16 protein-coding genes and 1 pseudogene are annotated in these 17,499 nt (G+C 68.8%); 5 read left to right on the top strand and 12 right to left on the bottom strand.

All coding sequences use genetic code 11. The features are described from left to right. Positions 1-37: 37 nt before the first annotated feature. The 7 genes from ybeY to F6X53_RS00470 form a co-directional block, all read right to left on the bottom strand. Positions 38-523, bottom strand: a complete 486-nt coding sequence (gene ybeY, locus F6X53_RS00500) for an rRNA maturation RNase YbeY (RefSeq protein ID WP_150996686.1) — start codon at positions 521-523, stop codon at positions 38-40. A 2-nt stretch (positions 524-525) separates the two neighbouring features. Then, a complete protein-coding gene (locus tag F6X53_RS00495; RefSeq protein WP_373875831.1) occupies positions 526-1,635 on the bottom strand; it encodes a PhoH family protein in 1,110 nt (369 codons plus the stop codon). A gap of 38 nt (positions 1,636-1,673) precedes the next feature. After that, positions 1,674-3,014 carry a tRNA (N6-isopentenyl adenosine(37)-C2)-methylthiotransferase MiaB gene (gene miaB, locus F6X53_RS00490; RefSeq protein ID WP_150996109.1) on the bottom strand — a complete coding sequence of 447 codons (1,341 nt, stop codon included), beginning with the start codon at positions 3,012-3,014 and terminating at the stop codon, positions 1,674-1,676. A gap of 106 nt (positions 3,015-3,120) precedes the next feature. After that, the gene (locus F6X53_RS00485; protein WP_150996108.1) at positions 3,121-4,020 is read right to left on the bottom strand and encodes a lysophospholipid acyltransferase family protein; all 900 of its coding nucleotides are present in this window, start codon (positions 4,018-4,020) and stop codon (positions 3,121-3,123) included. A 19-nt stretch (positions 4,021-4,039) separates the two neighbouring features. Next, complete coding sequence (locus tag F6X53_RS00480) at positions 4,040-4,561, bottom strand: GNAT family N-acetyltransferase (RefSeq protein ID WP_150996106.1); 522 nt, start codon at positions 4,559-4,561, stop codon at positions 4,040-4,042. Continuing rightward, on the bottom strand, positions 4,558-5,238 hold the full coding sequence (gene tsaB, locus F6X53_RS00475; RefSeq protein ID WP_150996105.1) for a tRNA (adenosine(37)-N6)-threonylcarbamoyltransferase complex dimerization subunit type 1 TsaB: 681 nt from the start codon (positions 5,236-5,238) through the stop codon (positions 4,558-4,560). The genes F6X53_RS00480 and tsaB overlap by 4 nt, the downstream gene beginning before the upstream one ends. 158 nt (positions 5,239-5,396) lie before the next feature. Then, entirely contained in the window at positions 5,397-5,966 is a 570-nt protein-coding gene (locus F6X53_RS00470) for a NifU family protein (RefSeq protein ID WP_150996103.1), read from the bottom strand. Positions 5,967-6,240: 274 nt separating this feature from the next. Between F6X53_RS00470 and rplS the strand changes: the two genes are divergently transcribed. After that, the gene (gene rplS, locus F6X53_RS00465) at positions 6,241-6,660 is read left to right on the top strand and encodes a 50S ribosomal protein L19 (protein ID WP_150996101.1); all 420 of its coding nucleotides are present in this window, start codon (positions 6,241-6,243) and stop codon (positions 6,658-6,660) included. Positions 6,661-6,679: 19 nt separating this feature from the next. Here the strand turns inward: rplS and F6X53_RS00460 are convergent. The 3 genes and pseudogenes from F6X53_RS00460 to leuD form a co-directional block, all read right to left on the bottom strand. Beyond that, positions 6,680-7,067, bottom strand: a pseudogene (locus tag F6X53_RS00460) (RidA family protein). Between the two features lie 118 nt (positions 7,068-7,185). Then, positions 7,186-8,385, bottom strand: coding sequence for a lytic murein transglycosylase (locus F6X53_RS00455; RefSeq protein WP_150996100.1), 1,200 nt, complete (start codon positions 8,383-8,385; stop codon positions 7,186-7,188). Positions 8,386-8,468: 83 nt separating this feature from the next. Then, positions 8,469-9,071 (bottom strand): 3-isopropylmalate dehydratase small subunit, encoded by a 603-nt coding sequence (gene leuD / locus F6X53_RS00450; protein ID WP_150996099.1) that lies wholly within the window; start codon positions 9,069-9,071, stop codon positions 8,469-8,471. 173 nt (positions 9,072-9,244) lie between these two features. Between leuD and F6X53_RS32045 the strand changes: the two genes are divergently transcribed. After that, a complete protein-coding gene (locus F6X53_RS32045; protein WP_191970643.1) occupies positions 9,245-9,421 on the top strand; it encodes a hypothetical protein in 177 nt (58 codons plus the stop codon). Between the two features lie 84 nt (positions 9,422-9,505). On the opposite strand, the gene ccrA is transcribed toward F6X53_RS32045, so the two are convergent. Next, positions 9,506-10,789, bottom strand: a complete 1,284-nt coding sequence (gene ccrA, locus F6X53_RS00445; RefSeq protein WP_150996097.1) for a crotonyl-CoA carboxylase/reductase — start codon at positions 10,787-10,789, stop codon at positions 9,506-9,508. A gap of 458 nt (positions 10,790-11,247) precedes the next feature. Here ccrA and F6X53_RS00440 point away from each other — a divergent pair, with 458 nt between their 5' ends. From F6X53_RS00440 to F6X53_RS00430, 3 genes are all read left to right on the top strand, one after another. Next, complete coding sequence (locus F6X53_RS00440) at positions 11,248-13,296, top strand: protein meaA (RefSeq protein ID WP_150996096.1); 2,049 nt, start codon at positions 11,248-11,250, stop codon at positions 13,294-13,296. Positions 13,297-13,390: 94 nt separating this feature from the next. After that, positions 13,391-14,404, top strand: coding sequence for an MraY family glycosyltransferase (locus tag F6X53_RS00435; RefSeq protein ID WP_150996094.1), 1,014 nt, complete (start codon positions 13,391-13,393; stop codon positions 14,402-14,404). A gap of 114 nt (positions 14,405-14,518) precedes the next feature. Then, a complete protein-coding gene (locus F6X53_RS00430) occupies positions 14,519-15,442 on the top strand; it encodes an NAD-dependent epimerase/dehydratase family protein (RefSeq protein ID WP_150996091.1) in 924 nt (307 codons plus the stop codon). Between the two features lie 12 nt (positions 15,443-15,454). Here the strand turns inward: F6X53_RS00430 and F6X53_RS00425 are convergent, their stop codons facing one another. Next, complete coding sequence (locus F6X53_RS00425; RefSeq protein ID WP_150996089.1) at positions 15,455-17,473, bottom strand: SDR family NAD(P)-dependent oxidoreductase; 2,019 nt, start codon at positions 17,471-17,473, stop codon at positions 15,455-15,457. Positions 17,474-17,499: the final 26 nt, after the last annotated feature.

Here is a 17,499-nt window from a genome sequence, read left to right as displayed (position 1 = left end):
CAGGCAGGTCAACGGGCAGGTCTGCCGTGTTCGACGCTCAGTCGCCGTAGGGATCGGGGACGCCGAGCGTGCGCAGAGCCGCGACCTCGAGCGCTTCCATCGCGTCGGCCTCGGCCTCGCCGGTCTCGTGATCCTGGCCGAGAAGGTGAAGCGTGCCATGAACGAGGAGATGGGCGAGATGATGGGCGAGCGGCTTCGACTGCTCGGCACTCTCGCGCAGCATCGTGTCATACGCAAGGACGACATCGCCGAGAGGCATCGGTGCTCCACCCCGCGCGGGCTGCGCGGCGGCCGGAAATGACAGGACATTTGTCGGCTTGTCCTTGCCGCGCCATGTCCGGTTCAACTCCTGAACCGCGGAATCATCGGTGAGGAGAATGCTGACCTCGACAGGTCCAGTGGGCGCCGTCGGTGCGATGGCGAACCCGGCCCGCACGGCGCGCGCCACGAACGCCTCGAGGTCCGGGTCGACGCCGACCCAGCGCTCATCCTCCAGAGCGACGTCGATCTCGATGTCCGGCATGGTCACGCGAGCGGGCGGCGGCGCGGATTGGGATTGCGATCAGCCTCCGATTCGCCGTGGGTGGCACGCTCGTAGGCAGTCACGATGCGGCGCACGAGATCGTGGCGGACCACATCGACGTCCTTGAAGGTGATGCGGCCGATGCCCTCGACGCCATCAAGGACGTTCACGGCCTCGACGAGTCCGGATCGCTGCCCGGGCGGCAGGTCGATCTGGCTCGGATCGCCCGTGATGATCATGCGCGAGTTCTCGCCCAGGCGGGTCAGGAACATCTTCATCTGCATCGATGTGGTGTTCTGCGCCTCGTCGAGCAACACCACGGCATTGGTCAGCGTGCGCCCGCGCATGAAGGCGAGCGGTGCGATCTCGATGATGCCGGTCTGCAATCCGCGATCGACATGCCGGGCTTCCATAAAATCGTACAGCGCGTCGTAAATCGGGCGCAGGTAGGGGTCGACCTTGTCCCGCATGTCGCCGGGCAGGAAGCCGAGCCGCTCACCCGCCTCCACGGCAGGGCGCGACAGGATCAGGCGCTCCGCATGGCCCTGCTCCAGCAGTGAGACCGCATGCCCGACGGCAAGCCAGGTCTTGCCGGTCCCGGCGGGCCCCTCGGCGAAGACGAGCTCGTTCGTGCGCAGCGCCTTGATATAGGCATCCTGCGCGGCATTGCGGGCCCGCACGGCGCCGCGCCGGCGCGTGGCGATCTGCTCAAATTGCGGCCGGTCCGCCTCGGCGGCGATCTCGACCGACGGGAAGAGATTGCCCTGCAGGGTGGTCTCCTGGATTGCCCCGTCGACGTCGCCGAGGTTCAGCGTGCTGCCTCCGGTCTTCACGCGCGCGTAGAGCCGCTCGAACACGCGACGCGCCTTCTCGGCCGCGTCCGGCGGGCCCTTGACCACGAGGTGGTTGCCGAGCGCCGTCGCCGTCACCTCGAGCTTCCGCTCGATATGGGCGACGTTCTGATCGTATTGGCCGAACACGAGGCTCGCGAGCCGGTTGTCGTCGAAGGTCAGGGAGACCTCGACCGTCTCGGTGATGTCGCCTGTCGGCGCAGCCGAATCATGCCCGCGCGAGGCTCCGCCACGCCCGCTCCCGCCATCAGCTGGTGACACGCAAGCTTCCTTCGCTCTGGATGATCGATCCCGTCACGTCAGGCGGCCGCGATCTGCGGAGCCATCTCGCCGAACAGGCTGTTTGTCCCAGCCTCGACAATGCGCACCGCGACGATGCTGCCGATGGTGGAGGCCGGTGCGTCGAATTGAACCGCGAGCATGTGCGGTGTCTTGCCGGCGACCTGACCCGGATGCCGGCCCGTTTTCTCGACGAGAACGTCCGTGACCTGACCCGCGGCCGCGTTCTGATAGGCGTGGCGCTGGCGATCGAGCAGGCCTTGCAGAGCGGCCAACCGCTCACTCTTCACGCTCTCCGGCACCGCGTCCTCGCGCGCGGCGGCCGGCGTGCCGGGGCGCGGGCTGTACTTGAACGAGAAGGCACTCTGGAAACCGATCTCCGCCACGAGCCGCATCGTCTCCTCGAACTCCGCGTCGGTCTCGCCGGGAAAACCGACGATGAAGTCCGAAGACAGTGCGATGTCCGGACGCGCTGCACGGATGCGTTCGATCAGACGGCGATACTGGTCGCCCGTGTGCTTGCGATTCATCGCCGCGAGCACGCGATCCGAACCCGATTGAACCGGCAGGTGGAGATAGGGCATCAATCCCGGAATCTCAGCATGCGCCCGAATCAAGTCGTCGCCCATGTCGTTCGGGTGGCTGGTGGTGTAGCGGATGCGGGCGATGCCCGGGATCGCCGCCACCGCCCGGATGAGGTCGGTGAGGGTCGCGGCGGCGCCGCCAGTCAGGCTCTCGCCGTGATAGGCATTCACGTTTTGGCCGATCAAAGTCAGCTCGCGCACACCGGCCTCGGCGAGTTTGCGCGCTTCCGCCACCACGCTCGCAACCGAGCGCGAGACCTCGGCGCCGCGGGTATAGGGCACCACGCAGAAGGCGCAGAACTTGTCGCATCCCTCCTGCACGGTGAGAAAGGCTGAAACACCCTTGCTGCGCCGGGTCGGCAGGTGATCGAACTTGTCCTCCGCCGGAAATTCCGTGTCGACGACGCGCCCGGCCCGTGACTGATCGAGGAGGAGCGGCAGGCGGTGATAGCTCTGCGGTCCGACCACGACATCGACCGCCGGAGCACGTGCGAGGATCTCGGCGCCCTCGGCCTGCGCGACACAGCCTGCCACGACGATGCGGGTGTCCTGCCCTGCGCGCTTGCGCTCGCCCTTCAGGACCCGCAGGCGCCCAAGCTCGGAATAGACCTTCTCGGCGGCCTTCTCGCGAATATGGCAGGTGTTGAGGATGACGACATCGGCCTCTTCGACCGAGTCTGTTGCCGCGTAGCCCTGTTGCCCGAGGACGTCTGCCATGCGGGCGGCGTCATAGGCGTTCATCTGACAGCCGTAGGAACGGACGAAGGCTTTCTTCAACGGTTCAGGTCCGAGGAGGCCCTGCCTTGGGCGTGGGCATAGGGAGGTTGAGGGGCGGCCTCTAACACAGATTTCGCGATGCGTCGCGCCGGCACGCGCGCCGATGTCAGATCGCGGGCAGGCTCGAACCCGGCAGGTTGCCGAGGGATCCTGCCCTCGGCCCGCCGGATATGCCTGATCGATGACCGGGCCAGATTGGGCCTCCCGGGAGGCGTCCCGTCACCGCCTGTTGCATCGCCGACCGAACCGATGCCTCGGCAAGGGCCGTGGCGGCCTTCCGATCGGTTCCCGCCTCAAAGGTAATCGGCGCCCCCCACACGACGTGCACGTCGACGGGACCGCGTTTCACGAAGAGCGCGAGGTGAGGTGCCAGCTCCATGTCGCCGTACCAGGCGATCTCCGGGCGTTCCACGCGGCCGAGCGGCAGGCCGCTGCGACGTGGATAGGTGATGGCCAGGGGCTGCAGGCGGATCCGATCGAGCCGGCCCGCCTCGGTTCGGATCGCCGTGCGAGCCGCGCCGACGAGCGACGAGCGGAACGGAAGGAGGCGATTGCCGTCTCCCGTCGTGCCCTCGGCAAAGAGCACGATGAGGTCACCGGCCGCGAGACGATTGCCGACGGCCGCATTGACGCTCGCGGTTGCGGTCCGACGCCCCCGGTCGATGAAGACCGTGCGCTGGAGTCGGGCCAGTGTGCCGATCAGGGGCCAGCCCGCGATCTCGGATTTTGCCACGAAGGAGAGAGGGCGCAGCGATCCCAACGCGATGATGTCGAGCCACGAGATGTGGTTCGAGAGGACGAGGGCCGGTTCGCCGGGAACGGGTGGTGTTCCGCTCTGCGTGACGCGTATCGCGAAAAGCTTCAGGAGGGCGCGGTGAAACAGAGTCGGTGCGTGCGCGGCGATACGGCCTCGCCTGAATCGCAGGCTGAGCCAGTGCGGTCCGATGAGGATCAGGAAGACGATGGCGCAGACGGCAAGCCGGACGCCGATGCCGAGGCGCGTCATGGCACCGCTCGTCGGACACTCACGAGAGCGTCGCGCGCATGGTCAGCGCCGTCGCGCGGCTGCCGTCGGCCCGCGTGTAATAGCCGGTGCGAGCGCCGACCTGCGCGAAGCCGTAACGCTTGTACAGCCTCAGCGCCGGCGCGTTGCCCTCGTCGACCTCAAGATGGACGTGGTGCACCCCCGCATGTGCGAGATGCGTCAGGTGCTCGCGCAGGAGGCGACCGCTCAGACCACCGCCACGTGCAGGAGGGGCCAGGACAATCGTGAGAATCTCCGCCTCGTCCGAGACCCGGCGTGACAGGATGAAGCCCTGCACGGTTCCGGCCCGCCAGAGGGCATGGGCCTCGGAAGATCGCTCACAAAGCAGGCGCTCGAACTCATGCGCATCCCAGGGACGTGCGAACGCCGTCGCGTGGAGCCGCGCCAGGGTAGCGGCCTGCCCGGAATCGCGCAGCGGAGCCACGTAGGGCTCGGGTCCCCAAGCATCCCACCAAGCGAGCCACCACTCGAACGGCCAGAAGGGCGAAACCGGGCGGCTCATTGGCGGGCGAGCCTCGCATGATCCTGCGGCTGCGCATCCGGCCCGCGCAGATAAAGCGGGCGCGCCATCGCTTGCGCCGGATCGGCGACGATTCCGAGCGATGCGACCCAGGCGATCTCCGGTGCCCCGGTGCCGGCGACCTCAGCCTCGACGCCTCGGGACTTGGCGGCCGCAGCGAGCGCCGGAGCGCCAGAACCAATCAGGGTCAAGGGCCCCGCGCCCAGCCGCTCGACGGCCTCGTCAAGCTTAAGGAGGCTCGGAGGGACCACGATGCCCTCGCCGACGCTCATGGCCTGAAGGTACACGGCACCGTGGCGCGCATCGATCGCGGCCGCGATCAAACCATCACCATTCAGCGCTAGAAGCGGGGCGAGCAGGGCCGAGAGGGTGGTGACGCCGACGACCGGCACGCCTGTGGCCAGACCGATGGCGCGAGCCGCGGAGAGGCCGACGCGAAGTCCCGTGTAGCTGCCGGGCCCGACCGTGACGGCGACGCGGTCGAGGCTCTCGAAGCCTCCCTCGATCCGCGAGATCACGCGCTCAACCAAGGGTAGAAGTGCCTCCGCATGCCCGCGGGCGAGCACCATGCTCTCCTGCGCGAGAAGATCGTCCGACGCGTCCGTCGCCACGCAGGCAGCGCAGGCGTCGAGTGCCGTGTCGATGGCGAGGATACGCACGCTCACTCCAGATGCAGCCGGCGGAGACCGACCGGTCTTCTTAATGGAAACACGCGCCGAAGCGCTGCCGAACGTTACGGCAAAAAAGCCGCTCCGTCAGGGCGGAGCGGCCTTCGTGCCGACAGAACGCTCGGACCTGTTGCGCGGCTGCGTCGCGCTCAGACGGCTTGCACCTCGCGCACCTCCGGCAGGAAGTGCCGGAACAGGTTCTGCACTCCATGCCGAAGCGTCGCGGTGGAAGATGGGCAGCCGGAACAGGCGCCCTTCATCTCCAGGAACACCACGCCCTCCTTGTAGCCCCGGAAGGTGATGTCGCCACCATCGCTGGCGACAGCCGGACGAACTCGGGTTTCCAGCAGATCCTTGATGGTCGCGACCGTGTCGGCATCCGATTCGTCGTAGAACTCGTCGGCTTCGCTTTGGCCGGCCAGGGCCGCGCCCTCGTTCAGAACCGGTGCGCCGGATTGGAAATGCTCCATGATCGCACCGAGGATCGCGGGCTTCACCTGCGGCCATTCGTTTCCGTCCTCGGCCTTCGTGACCGAGATGAAATCGTGGCCGAAATAGACACCGGCCACACCGGGAACATCGAAGAGCCGGCTCGCTAACGGCGATCGCTCGGCTGTCTCCGCATCGCGGGCCTCGAAGGTCGATTCGGGCATAACCACCCGGCCGGGCAGGAACTTCAGGGTGGCTGGGTTCGGCGTGGCTTCGGTTTGGATGAACATGGCTGTCTATGATCCTCGTCCTCTGCGCCGGTTCAAGGCCGGCCGGGAACGGCGCTCGCCCGCGCGGGCGCCCCCTTCCATGTGGACCGCCGCCCGACATTTCTCAACTGTCGCAAGCTGGCCGCCTCAGCGGCGTCAGCCGGTTTCCCATCCGAATTGCATCGACAACCCGCAGCGGTTGGTGTAACGGCTGCGCCAACTCACAACAGGATGCCGAAATCCTGACGCTCGAAGTCCCGAACCGGGGCGCGGGCGCAACGGCCGGAGTATTGCTATGAACATCATCCAGCAGCTCGAGCAGGAGCAGATTGCCCAGCTCAACAAGACCATTCCCGATTTCGAGCCCGGCGACACGCTGATCGTGAACGTGAAGGTGAAGGAAGGCGAGCGCAGCCGCGTCCAGGCCTACGAGGGCGTCTGCATCGCCCGCTCGGGTGCCGGCATCAACGAGAGCTTCACGGTTCGCAAGATCTCCTATGGCGAAGGCGTGGAGCGCGTGTTTCCGGTCTACGGCCCGCTGATCGACTCGATCAAGGTGGTCCGCCGCGGCAAGGTCCGTCGCGCCAAGCTCTACTACCTGCGCGACCGTCGCGGTAAGTCGGCCCGCATCGTCGAGCGCGCCGAGCGCGGGAGCGAGAAGGCCGCCAAGGCTGCCGCGAAGGCCCCCGCCAAGGCGCCCGCCGCCGCCGAGTAAGGCGCACGCGCCGCGCACCTCACGGCAGCGCGGCCGTCACCTCGATCTCGACCTTCATCTCGGGACGAAGCAGACCCGCAACGACGAGAAGCGTCGCTGCGGGTTTTATCGTGGCCAGGACGCGTCCGCAGACGCGGAGCACGACCTCGGCATCCTCGCGATCGGTCACGTAATAGGTCGCGCGGACGATACACGCGAGGGATGTTCCGGACTCGGAGAGAACCGATCCGATGGTGCGCCAGCAAGCTTCCGTCTGCGCTTCCACTGAGGCGGGCATGACCATGCTGGCGTCATCGTAGCCGGTGGTGCCGGCGACGAACACGAAGCCGTCTTGAACGACCGCGCGCGTAGCCATACGCGGACTCGAAGGGCGAACCGGACGAGATCAGGCGGCGAGGCCTCGCCAGCCGATAGCCGGTCCGGCACGAGCCATCAAATCACGTCTCAAAGGTCCATCGCGGCCGAGCATGCCTGACCTCACGAGAGCAGGGCTTCTCCGCGTCAGCCGATGGATAACGCGCCGGCTCAGCCGCGTCGCAGGGCCTCGAGCACCTTCGCCCCGGGCCGGCCGGTCTGCGGCATCCCGAGCTTGGCCTCGACATCCTTGATGGCTTCGCGGGTCTTGGCACCGACCTTGCCGTCCGGCTCGCCGACATCGTAGCCGCGGGCGGCCAAACGGCTCTGCAGGTCGCGTCGCTGGGCGCGCGACAGCGGCGGATCATCGGTCGGCCAATCGGCCTGCACACCCGGTCGTCCGCGCAGCCTGTCGGAGAGGACCGCGATGGCGAGGCCGTAAGACTCGGCCGCATTGTAGGAATAGATCGCGTCGAAATTCTTCGTCACGAGGAAGGACGGGCCGTCCACGCCTGCCGGGACCATGATCCCGACCGGGCCGTCACCGGTAAGAGGGCGGCCGTCCATCCGGGTCACGCCGAGCGAGGCCCAGTGCGAGACCGGCCTTTTGTTGCGGCGCCCGGCCGCGGAGGTGTTGAACCCCCTCGGTACACGTACCTCATAGCCCCAGCCATAGCCGTTGGACCACTTCGCCGCACGGAGAAAATTCGCCGTGGAGCCGACGGCATCGGCGGCCGAATCGACCACGTCGCGGCGGCCATCCCCGTCGAGATCGACGGCGAGGCGTTGGTAGGTCGTCGGCATGAACTGAGTCTGCCCGAAAGCCCCCGCCCAGGAACCGTAGAGGCGCGACGGATCGATATCGCCGCGCTCGATGATCTTGAGGGTCGCAATCAGCTCACCACGGAAGAAATCTCGCCGCCTGTTGCTCGAGCAGGCGAGGGTGGCGAGCGACTGAACCAGCGGCATCTTGCCGAGATTCTTGCCGAAATTCGACTCGACGCCCCAGACCGCCGCGATGGTGTAGCGGTCGACGCCGTATTTCGCTTCGGCGGCCGCCAATGCTTGGCCATGCTGCCGCATCGCGGCCTTGCCGTCATCGACGCGCTCGTCGTCGACGAGGGCCGCCATGTAATCCCAGATCGGTGTCTTGAACTCGGGCTGGGCCTGGGAGAGTTCGATGACCTTGTCGTCGTAGATTATGCCACTTGTGGCTGTCCGGAAGGTCTGCGCCGAGACGCCGGCGGAGGCCGCCTGCGCCTGAATGCCGGAGAGGCAGGATTGGAAATCGGCGCGCGCTGCCCCCGTGGTCGCGAGACCGGCCGCGAGGCTCGCCAGGCAGAGAAGGGGGGTCTTCATGCGCGACGTCATCGGGGCGTCTCCAGGGAGTTTCGAACGATGCTCTCCCTTTAAGGCGCCCTGATGGTAAACGAACCGTGTCCGACCCGGAGCGGTCAGGCCCAGCCGCGCGCCGCGAGCTTCGCCTCGTAGGAATCGATCGCGGTTGCGCGCTCGAGGGTGAGGCCGATCTCGTCGAGACCGTTCAGCAGGTTGTGCTTGCGGCCGGAATCGATCTCGAAATGCAGCGTGCCGCCGTCCGGACCCTTGATGGTCTGACCCGCCAGGTCGATCGACAGCGTCGCATTGGCACCCCGCTCCGCATCCTGGAACAGCTTCTCGAGATCCTCCGGCGAGACCACGATCGCCAGGATTCCGTTCTTGCCGCAGTTGTTGAAGAAGATGTCGGCGAAGCTCGTGGAGATGACGCAGCGGATGCCGAAGTCGGCGAGCGCCCAGGGCGCGTGTTCGCGCGACGAGCCGCAGCCGAAATTGTCGCCCACGACGAGAATCTTGGCTTGTCGATAGGCGGGTTTGTTGAGGACGAAGTCCGGATTCTCGGAGCCATCGTCGTTGTAACGCATCTCCGAGAACAGGCCCTGGCCGAGGCCCGTGCGCTTGATGGTTTTTAGATATTGCTTCGGGATGATCCGGTCGGTGTCGACATTGATGATCCGCATGGGCGCCGCGACGCCCTCCAGAGTTGTAAACTTGTCCATTGCCGCCGCCGTATGAGGGCCGGCTGCGAGAGCCGGCGGGATCCTGGGCGGCTTCTACCAGCCGTGGCCGATCGCCGAAAGGCTCGGGCGACCCCGAACCGAAGTGTCTCGCGAATGTCTCGGCCCCGACCTATAGTGAGGCCGAAGCTGGGATCCTGGGATGGGGGATGGCGATGAGCGACGTCAACAACACCTTCAAGAAGGCGCCGAAGCGCAAACCCACCAAGGCGCGCCATGTCTCGGTCTCGCCCGAGATGCGTCAGGCCTATGCCGATCTGATCAAGGAGCGCGAGGAAAAGGCCGAGACCTACGGACGCCACCTGCCGCAGGACCCGCCACGCGGCCGCTGAGGCGGCGCGGACCCGGAATGCGTTGCGGCCCCCCACCGTGAGGGCGAGGGGCCGCAGGAGGCATCGCGAAGGGTCGGTATCGGCTCAGCGCTTGAGCGGACCGGCCTCGATCACGTCCTCGACCGTGCGAAGGCCGGCGCGCGGCGCGTTCACGAGGCAGGCCATGTTGCCGGGCGGGTGCTGGTTCTTCCACATCTTGGTGTGAGCCTGGGGGATCTTGTCCCAGGGGAAGACCTCGCTCATGCACGGATCGACGCGCTGATCGAGCACGAACTGATTGGCGGCCGAGGCTTGCTTGAGATGGGCGAAGTGCGAGCCCTGGATGCGCTTCTGGCGCATCCAGACGTAGCGCGCGTCGAAGGTGATGTTGAAGCCGGTCGTGCCGGCGCAGAACACCACCATGCCGCCGCGCTTCACGACGAGCGCCGAGACCGGGAAGGTCTGCTCACCGGGGTGCTCGAACACGATGTCGACGTCGTTGCCCTTGCCGGTGATGTCCCAGATCGCCTTGCCGAACTTGCGGGCTTCCTTGGTCCAGGCGTGGAATTCCGGCGAGTTGACCTTGGGCAACTGCCCCCAGCAATTGAAATCCTTGCGGTTGATCACGCCCTTGGCGCCGAGACTCATGACGTAATCGCGCTTCGACTCGTCCGAGATCACCGCGATCGCGTTGGCGCCGGAGGCCGCGCAGAGCTGGACGCCGAACACGCCGAGACCGCCGCTCGCCCCCCAGATCAGGACGTTCTGGCCCGGCCGGACGGTGTGCGGCGCGTGGCCGAAGAGCATCCGGTAGGCGGTGGCCAGGGTCAGCGTGTAGCAGGCCGCCTCTTCCCAGGTCAGGTGCTTGGGGCGCGTCATCAGCTGGCGGGACTGCACTCGGCAGAATTGCGCGAAGGAGCCGTCCGGCGTCTCGTAGCCCCAGATGCGCTGGGTGGGCGAGAACATCGGGTCGCCGCCGTTGCACTCCTCGTCGTCGCCGTCATCCTGGTTGCAGTGGACGATGACCTCGTCGCCGACCTTCCAGCGCTTCACCTTGGCGCCGACCGCCCAGACGATGCCGGAGGCGTCCGAGCCCGCGATGTGATACTCGCCCTTGTGGACGTCGAAGGGCGAGATCGGCTCGCCGAGGCCGGCCCAGACGCCGTTGTAGTTCACGCCCGCGGCCATGACGTAGACCAGGACCTCGTCGTCGGCGATCGACCAGGTGGGCAGCACTTCGAGCTGGTGCGATTGCTCCGGCGGGCCGTGGCGCTCGCGCCGGATCGCCCAGGCATACATCTTCGCCGGCACGTAACCGAGGGGCGGAATCTCGCCCATCTCGTAGAGGTCCTTGCCCTCGGCCGATTGAACCGCCGCACTCGCAGCCATGTGACCTCTCCCTGACACTGTCGTTGCGCCCCTATAGCGACGATGACAGGGCGCTCCAAGTGCCACAAAAGGCTAGTGCCTGCGCGGTTTCCACCGAAAAGGAACGCCGGCTCACGACGAGGTCTACTGTATTCAAAATAAAGCTTTCGCGCCGCCCGGCCGGAGGCGGGATCGACCTGCGCGCGGGCGGCCGGGTCTCGCCCGGCGCCCCGGAATCCTCGCCACCGATACAACCGTGCGGTTGCAAAAATTCCGGTCGGGGCGCGGCCGAACCCCTGAACAAATCATGCACGATCCGCGCGTTTCGCCCTCCGGCGATGCGTGGAGATGTTCCATTGTGGCGCCGGCTCCTCCGACCTTCGGGCCGGGTGACGCGGGCAGCCGCCTCGGCTACGTTGGCAGCAAGCTCCGGCACGCGTATGCCGTGGCACGGTCTCAGGGAAGCGGAGTTCGGTCGGATGGGTGGGCAGGCAGGCGTCGCAGAGGCGAAGCGCGACAAGCCGTGGATCATCCGGACCTATGCCGGACACTCGACGGCGGCCGAATCGAACAAGCTCTACCGGGGCAACCTCGCCAAGGGCCAGACCGGGCTGTCGGTGGCCTTCGATCTTCCCACCCAGACCGGCTACGACCCGGACCACGAGCTCGCCCGGGGCGAGGTCGGCAAGGTCGGCGTCTCGATCGCGCATCTCGGCGACATGCGGGCCCTGTTCCAGGATATCCCGCTCGTCCAGATGAACACCTCGATGACGATCAACGCCACCGCACCGTGGCTGTTGTCGCTCTACCTCGCGGTGGCCGAGGAGCAGGGCGCGCCGCTCGCGGCGCTCCAGGGCACCACCCAGAACGACATCATCAAGGAATACCTCTCGCGCGGCACCTACGTGTTCCCGCCCGCGCCCTCGCTGCGGCTCACCAAGGACGTGATCCTGTTCACGACCAAGGAAGTGCCGAAGTGGAACCCGATGAATGTCTGCTCCTACCATCTGCAGGAAGCGGGCGCGACGCCGGTGCAGGAGCTCTCCTACGCCCTCGCCATCGCGATCGCAGTGCTCGACACGGTGCGGGACGACCCGAATTTCGATGAGGAGAGCTTCGCCGACGTGTTCGGCCGGATCTCGTTCTTCGTGAATGCGGGCCTGCGCTTCGTCACCGAGATCTGCAAGATGCGGGCCTTCTCGGAACTCTGGGACGAGATCGCCCAGGAGCGCTACGGCATCGCCGACCCGAAGAAGCGGATCTTCCGCTACGGCGTCCAGGTCAACTCGCTCGGGCTCACCGAGCAGCAGCCCGAGAACAACGTCCACCGCATCCTCATCGAGATGCTGGCCGTGACCCTCTCGAAGCGCGCCCGCGCCCGCGCCGTTCAGCTGCCGGCCTGGAACGAGGCGCTCGGCCTGCCGCGCCCCTGGGACCAGCAATGGTCGATGCGCATGCAGCAGATCCTCGCCTTCGAGACGGACCTGCTCGAATACGACGATATCTTCGACGGCTCGAAGGTGATCGACGCCAAGGTCGAGGCCCTGAAGGCCGAGACCCGGGCGGAGCTGGAGCGCATCGGCGGCATCGGCGGCGCCGTCGCGGCGGTGGAGACCGGGGCCCTGAAGCGGGCGCTCGTCGAATCGAACGCCAAGCGCATCTCGGCGATCGAGGCCGGCGACCAGATCGTGGTCGGCGTCAACAAGTGGCAGAACGGCGAGCCCTCGCCGCTGACGGCGGGGGAGGGGGCGATCTTCACGGTCTCCGAGACCGTCGAGATGGAGGCCGAGGCGCGCATCCGCGACTGGCGCGCGAAGCGCGACGGCGCCGCCGTCGAGACGGCGCTCGCCGACCTCGAAGCGGCGGCGCGCTCGGGCGCCAACATCATGCCGGTCTCGATCGCCGCCGCGAAGGCCGGCGTCACCACCGGCGAGTGGGGCGCGCGCCTGCGCGAGGTCTTCGGCGAGTACCGCGCGCCCACCGGCGTCACCCTCGAGACGGTATCCTCCGGGGCCGCCGAGGAGGCGCGCCTCCTGATCGCGGATCTCGGCGAGCGCCTCGGCGAGACCCCGAAGCTCGTCGTCGGCAAGCCCGGCCTCGACGGCCACTCGAACGGCGCCGAGCAGATCGCCCTGCGGGCCCGCGACGTCGGCTTCGACGTCACCTATGATGGCATCCGCCAGACCCCGGCCGAGATCGTCGCCAAGGCGAAGGAGACCGGTGCCCACGTGGTCGGCCTGTCGATCCTGTCCGGCTCGCACGTCCCGCTGGTGCGCGACGTCAAGGCCAGGCTGCGCGAGGCCGGCCTCGACCACGTTCCGGTGGTCGTCGGCGGCATCATCTCGCAGGAGGACGAGTTGGTCCTCAAGAACATGGGCGTGACCGCCGTCTACACGCCGAAGGATTACGTCCTCGACAAGATCATGATCGGGCTCGCCAAGGTGGTGGAGCGCGCGCTCGACACCTCCGAGGCCCATCGGCGCGACGGCACGGCCAAGCAGAACGCGGGCACGGCGCAGGTCTATTGACCGATCGCGGTTCGAAGGGCCGGCGGACGCTGCCGGCCCGCGCGGCCTGCGCGCATTCCATCGCCTCCGCCCGCGCGATCTGACACCCGTCTCGATGCCCCTCGCGCCGCTCCTCGCCATCCCGCTCGCCGCCGCCGCGAGCGCCGGCCTCATCCTGCTGCTGCGGCCCCTGCTCCAGCGCTACGCCCTCGCCCGGCCGAATGCCCGGTCGAGCCACAGCGTGCCGACGCCGCAGGGCGGCGGGATCGCCGTGGTGGCGGCTTCGATCGCGGTCGCGGGCCTGTTCTCGGGTATCCTGCCGGGCGGGGAGACGCGCGAGCTCACGGTGCTGGCGCTCGCCACCCTCCTGCTCGCGGTGACCGGGGCCGTCGACGACATCCGCCCCCTCTCGGCGGCCTTGCGCCTCGCCCTGCAGGCCCTGGCCGTGACGGCGCTGATCCTCGCCATCGACGGGCGCCTGCTGCCCGACCTGCCGCTCTGGCTCGAGCGGGCTCTGGCGGTGATCGCCGGCCTCTGGTTCGTCAACCTCGTCAACTTCATGGATGGGCTCGACTGGATGACGGTCTGCGAGATCGTGCCGATCACCGGGGCGCTCGTGCTGTTCGGCCAGAGCGGCGGATGGCCCCTCGGCCCGACGCTCGTCGCCGCGGGCTTGCTCGGGGCGATGCTGGGTTTCGCCCCGTTCAACCGGCCGGTGGCGCGCCTCTTCCTCGGCGATGTCGGATCCCTGCCGATCGGGCTGATCACGGCCTGGCTCCTGTATCGGCTGGCGCTCGAGGGCGGCCTTGCCGCCGCGATCCTCCTGCCCCTCGTCTACATCGCGGATGCCACCCTGACGCTGATCCGCCGGGCCCTGCGCCGGGAGCCGGTCTGGCAGGCCCATCGCAGCCATTTCTACCAGCGCGCCACGCTGAACGGGCTCAGCGTCGGCGCGGTCGTGGGCCGCGTCTTCGCGGTGAATGCCGGGCTGGCGCTCCTGGCCGCCGCGACCTTGCTTTGGCCCCTCTGGCCCGTCACCCTGGGGGCCTTGCTGCTCGGGGCCGCCCTGGTGGCGATCCTGCTGCGCCGCTTCGGCCGGGCGCCGCGCGGCGCGGTGCCGGCCGCTTGAGCGTCGTTTCCGGCCGCATCGCCGCCGGGGGCGGCTCTCGGTCTTGATGGAACGCGCGCTCTCGCGCCGAACCGGTCTCCACTTCAGGAGAGCGCTCGAACGGGGAAACAGGATGTGAGCGCGAAGCTCGTGGCACTGACGGGCGCGACCGGCTTCATCGGGCGCCACCTCCTGCGGGCGCTGTCGGCGCAGGGCTACCGGGTCCGGGTGCTGCTGCGGCGCCCGATCGCGGTGCCGGAGGGCGCCAGCAGCGCCGTCGTCGGCGACCTGACGCGGCCGATGAACATGGCGGCGGCGCTCAGCGACGTGGACGCCATCGTGCATTCGGCGGGCCTCGCCCACGCGATGTCGGGGGCGCCCGAGGACGATTACCGCACCCTCAACACGGAGGCGACGCGGCGCCTCGCGGAGGCCGCCGTCAAGGCGCGGGTCCGCCGCTTCGTCTTCCTGTCCTCGATCCGGGCGCAGGTCGGCGCGAGCAGCGCGGCGATCCAGACGGAGGCCGCGATGCCGGCGCCCACCGACGCCTATGGCCGCTCGAAGCTCGCGGCCGAGGCGGCGCTGGCCGAGACCGGCCTCGATTGGGTCGCCCTGCGGCCGGTCCTCGTCTACGGGGCGGGGGTGAAGGGCAACATGGCGGCGCTCGTGCGGCTCGCCCGCTCGCCCTATCCGCTGCCGCTGGCCTCGCTCCGCCAGCGCCGCTCCCTCGTCTCGGTCGAGAGCCTCGGGGCGGCCATCGCCACGGTCCTGGCCGCGCCCGGGCCGCTCGGCCGGCCCCTCGTGGTCGCGGATCCGGACGCGCTGACGTTGCCCGAGATGGTCGCGGCCCTGCGGGCCGGTCTCGGCCGGGGCCCCGGCCTCGTTCCGGTGCCGGCCCCGCTCCTCGGCCTCGCCTGCCGCCTCGTCGGGCGGGAGGAGGCGTTCAGCCGCCTCTCGACCGGCCTCCAGGCGCGATCGGACGGCCTGTCGGCGCTCGGCTGGGAGCCCGCCATGCCCTCGCGGGACGGCCTCGCGGCGCTCGCGCGCTCGGAAACCTGAGGCGGCCCTCCCTCAGACCGGGTTCGGCGCCGGCTCAGGGTGGCTCTGGGCCAGGTTCTCGGCGGCGGCCGCCGCCCCGGCGCGGTCCCGGAAATCCGGGATGGCCTCCTCGAACACCGCCTCGGCGTCGGCCCGGTCGTTGGTCGCGACCGCGCGCGCCAGGCGCTCGGTCCAGCCTTCGAGCACGGCCCGGTCGGCGAAGACCGGCTTGGCCGCCATCACGCCCTCGATCCCGTCGAGGGTCACCCGCGGCTCCTCGCGGGCGAACAGGATCTCGTTCAGGCGCTCGCCGGGCCGGGCCCCGGTGGTGAGGATCTCGATTTCGTCGCCGGGCTCGAACCCGGCCAGCCGGATCATGCGCTCGGCAAGCTCCCGGATGCGCACGGGCTGGCCCATCTTGAGGACGTAGACGGCGGCCCGCTGGTCGGCGGAGGGGCCGGCGGGGATCGCGCGCGCCTCGCGGTCGGCATGCGAGGCGGCGGTGAGGACGAGGTCGGCCGCCTCCCGGACGGTCATGAAGTAGCGGACCATGTCGGGATGGGTCACGGTCACGGGGCCGCCGCGGGCGATCTGCGCCTTGAAGACCGGGACGACCGAGCCGACCGAGCCGAGCACGTTGCCGAAGCGCACCGCGATGAGCCGCGTCGGCGCCCGCCCGCCCTCTGCCGCCCGCTCTGCCGCCCCCTCGGTGTTGGGGGCCTGCTCGGCATCGAGGGCCTGGGCATACATCTCGGCGAAGCGCTTGGTGACGCCGAGCTGCGACACCGGCTCGATGGCCTTGTCGGTCGAGATCATCACCAGCGCGCGCGCGCCCGCCGCGATGGTCGCGTCCGCGACGTTGATCGAGCCGAAGACGTTGGTCTTGATGCCCTCGGTCCAGTCGCGCTCGAGATAGGGCACCTGCTTGAGCGCCGCGGCGTGCACCACGTAATCCGGCCGGAACCCGGCAAAGACCGCGTGCAGGCGGTCGCGGTCGCGGATATCGGCGAGCGCGCCCGTCACCTCGGCCTCGGCATGGGCCAGGGCCGGCTGGCTCAGGACCCCGTGCAGCGCCGGCTCGGAACTCTCCACCACCAGGACGGCGCGCGCCCCGAAGGCGACCGCGCGGGCGCAGATCTCCGACCCGATCGAGCCGCCGCCGCCCGTGACGATGACGCGGGCGCCGGCGAGGAAGCGCTCCAGCCGCGGCCGGTCGATCGCGACGGTCGGGCGCAGGAGCAGGTCCTCGATCTCGAGCGGCGCCAGCTCGGCGTCGCGCATCCCCTCGCCGAGGCTGACGACGCGGGCGAGCGGCAGGCCGAGGCGGCGGGCGCGGGCGATGAGGTCGTCGGGCTCGGCCTCCGGCGTCAGCGCGCTCGGCGTTGCCACGAGGCGCCGCACCGGCTGGCCGCGCTCGGCGAGGTTGCCCACCACCCGCTCGAGATCCGCGAAGCCGCCGAGCACCGGCACCCCGCGCATCATCTGCCCGGCCTCGTCGGCGCGGGGCGACAGGATGCCCTTGGGGCTGAGCTTGCGCACCGAGCCCGATTCGATGGCGCGCAGCAGCACCTCGATGTCGCCGCCCCGCCCGAGGAGCAGCGTCGGCACCGTGGCGCCGCGCGCGCTCGATTGCCGGGAGCGGGCATATTTGAGGTAGCGGAAGGCGAGGCGGGTGCCGCCGAGCAGGAAGATCTGCAGCACCCAGTAGAGGACGATCGCGATCTTGCCGAAGAAGTAGAAGCCGTAGAGGTCGGCCGAGACCAGCACGTAGTCGAGCACCAGAAGCGTCAGCGCCAGCACGCTCGCGGCCCGCACGATGCCGGCGAGATCGGGCAGCGAGGCGAAGCGCCACTTCGTCCGGTAGAGCTTGAACCGCGCGTAGACGAGCCCGGCAAACGCCATGAAGGGCGGCAGCAGGAGCGGGAGCGCGTGCAGCCGCTCGGCGAGGAACTCGCCGTTGAAGCGGAACACGAAGGTGAGGATCACGGCCAGCGCGGTCGCCACGAGATCGTGGACCACCATCACCGCTGTCTTGTAGGTGCGCTGCTGCATGGGCTCCGGGCCGGCCCGCGGTATCG

It is taken from the genome of Methylobacterium soli (assembly GCF_008806385.1).
GTDB lineage: Bacteria > Pseudomonadota > Alphaproteobacteria > Rhizobiales > Beijerinckiaceae > Methylobacterium > Methylobacterium soli.
Note: the sequence above shows the minus strand (reverse complement) of the source record. Positions and strands in the feature narration are given on the sequence as shown.

Bases quoted from the DNA above. Each gene is read 5' to 3' on its own strand.
- F6X53_RS00455 (WP_150996100.1), bottom strand. From the start codon at position 8,385: ATGACGTCGCGCATGAAGACCCCCCTTCTCTGCCTGGCGAGCCTCGCG.
- ybeY (WP_150996686.1), bottom strand. From the start codon at position 523: ATGCCGGACATCGAGATCGACGTCGCTCTGGAGGATGAGCGCTGGGTC.
- rplS (WP_150996101.1), top strand. From the start codon at position 6,241: ATGAACATCATCCAGCAGCTCGAGCAGGAGCAGATTGCCCAGCTCAAC.
- F6X53_RS32045 (WP_191970643.1), top strand. From the start codon at position 9,245: ATGAGCGACGTCAACAACACCTTCAAGAAGGCGCCGAAGCGCAAACCC.
- leuD (WP_150996099.1), bottom strand. From the start codon at position 9,071: ATGGACAAGTTTACAACTCTGGAGGGCGTCGCGGCGCCCATGCGGATC.
- F6X53_RS00470 (WP_150996103.1), bottom strand. From the start codon at position 5,966: ATGTTCATCCAAACCGAAGCCACGCCGAACCCAGCCACCCTGAAGTTC.
- F6X53_RS00480 (WP_150996106.1), bottom strand. From the start codon at position 4,561: ATGAGCCGCCCGGTTTCGCCCTTCTGGCCGTTCGAGTGGTGGCTCGCT.
- F6X53_RS00440 (WP_150996096.1), top strand. From the start codon at position 11,248: ATGGGTGGGCAGGCAGGCGTCGCAGAGGCGAAGCGCGACAAGCCGTGG.
- ccrA (WP_150996097.1), bottom strand. From the start codon at position 10,789: ATGGCTGCGAGTGCGGCGGTTCAATCGGCCGAGGGCAAGGACCTCTAC.
- F6X53_RS00425 (WP_150996089.1), bottom strand. From the start codon at position 17,473: ATGCAGCAGCGCACCTACAAGACAGCGGTGATGGTGGTCCACGATCTC.
- F6X53_RS00485 (WP_150996108.1), bottom strand. From the start codon at position 4,020: ATGACGCGCCTCGGCATCGGCGTCCGGCTTGCCGTCTGCGCCATCGTC.
- F6X53_RS00435 (WP_150996094.1), top strand. From the start codon at position 13,391: ATGCCCCTCGCGCCGCTCCTCGCCATCCCGCTCGCCGCCGCCGCGAGC.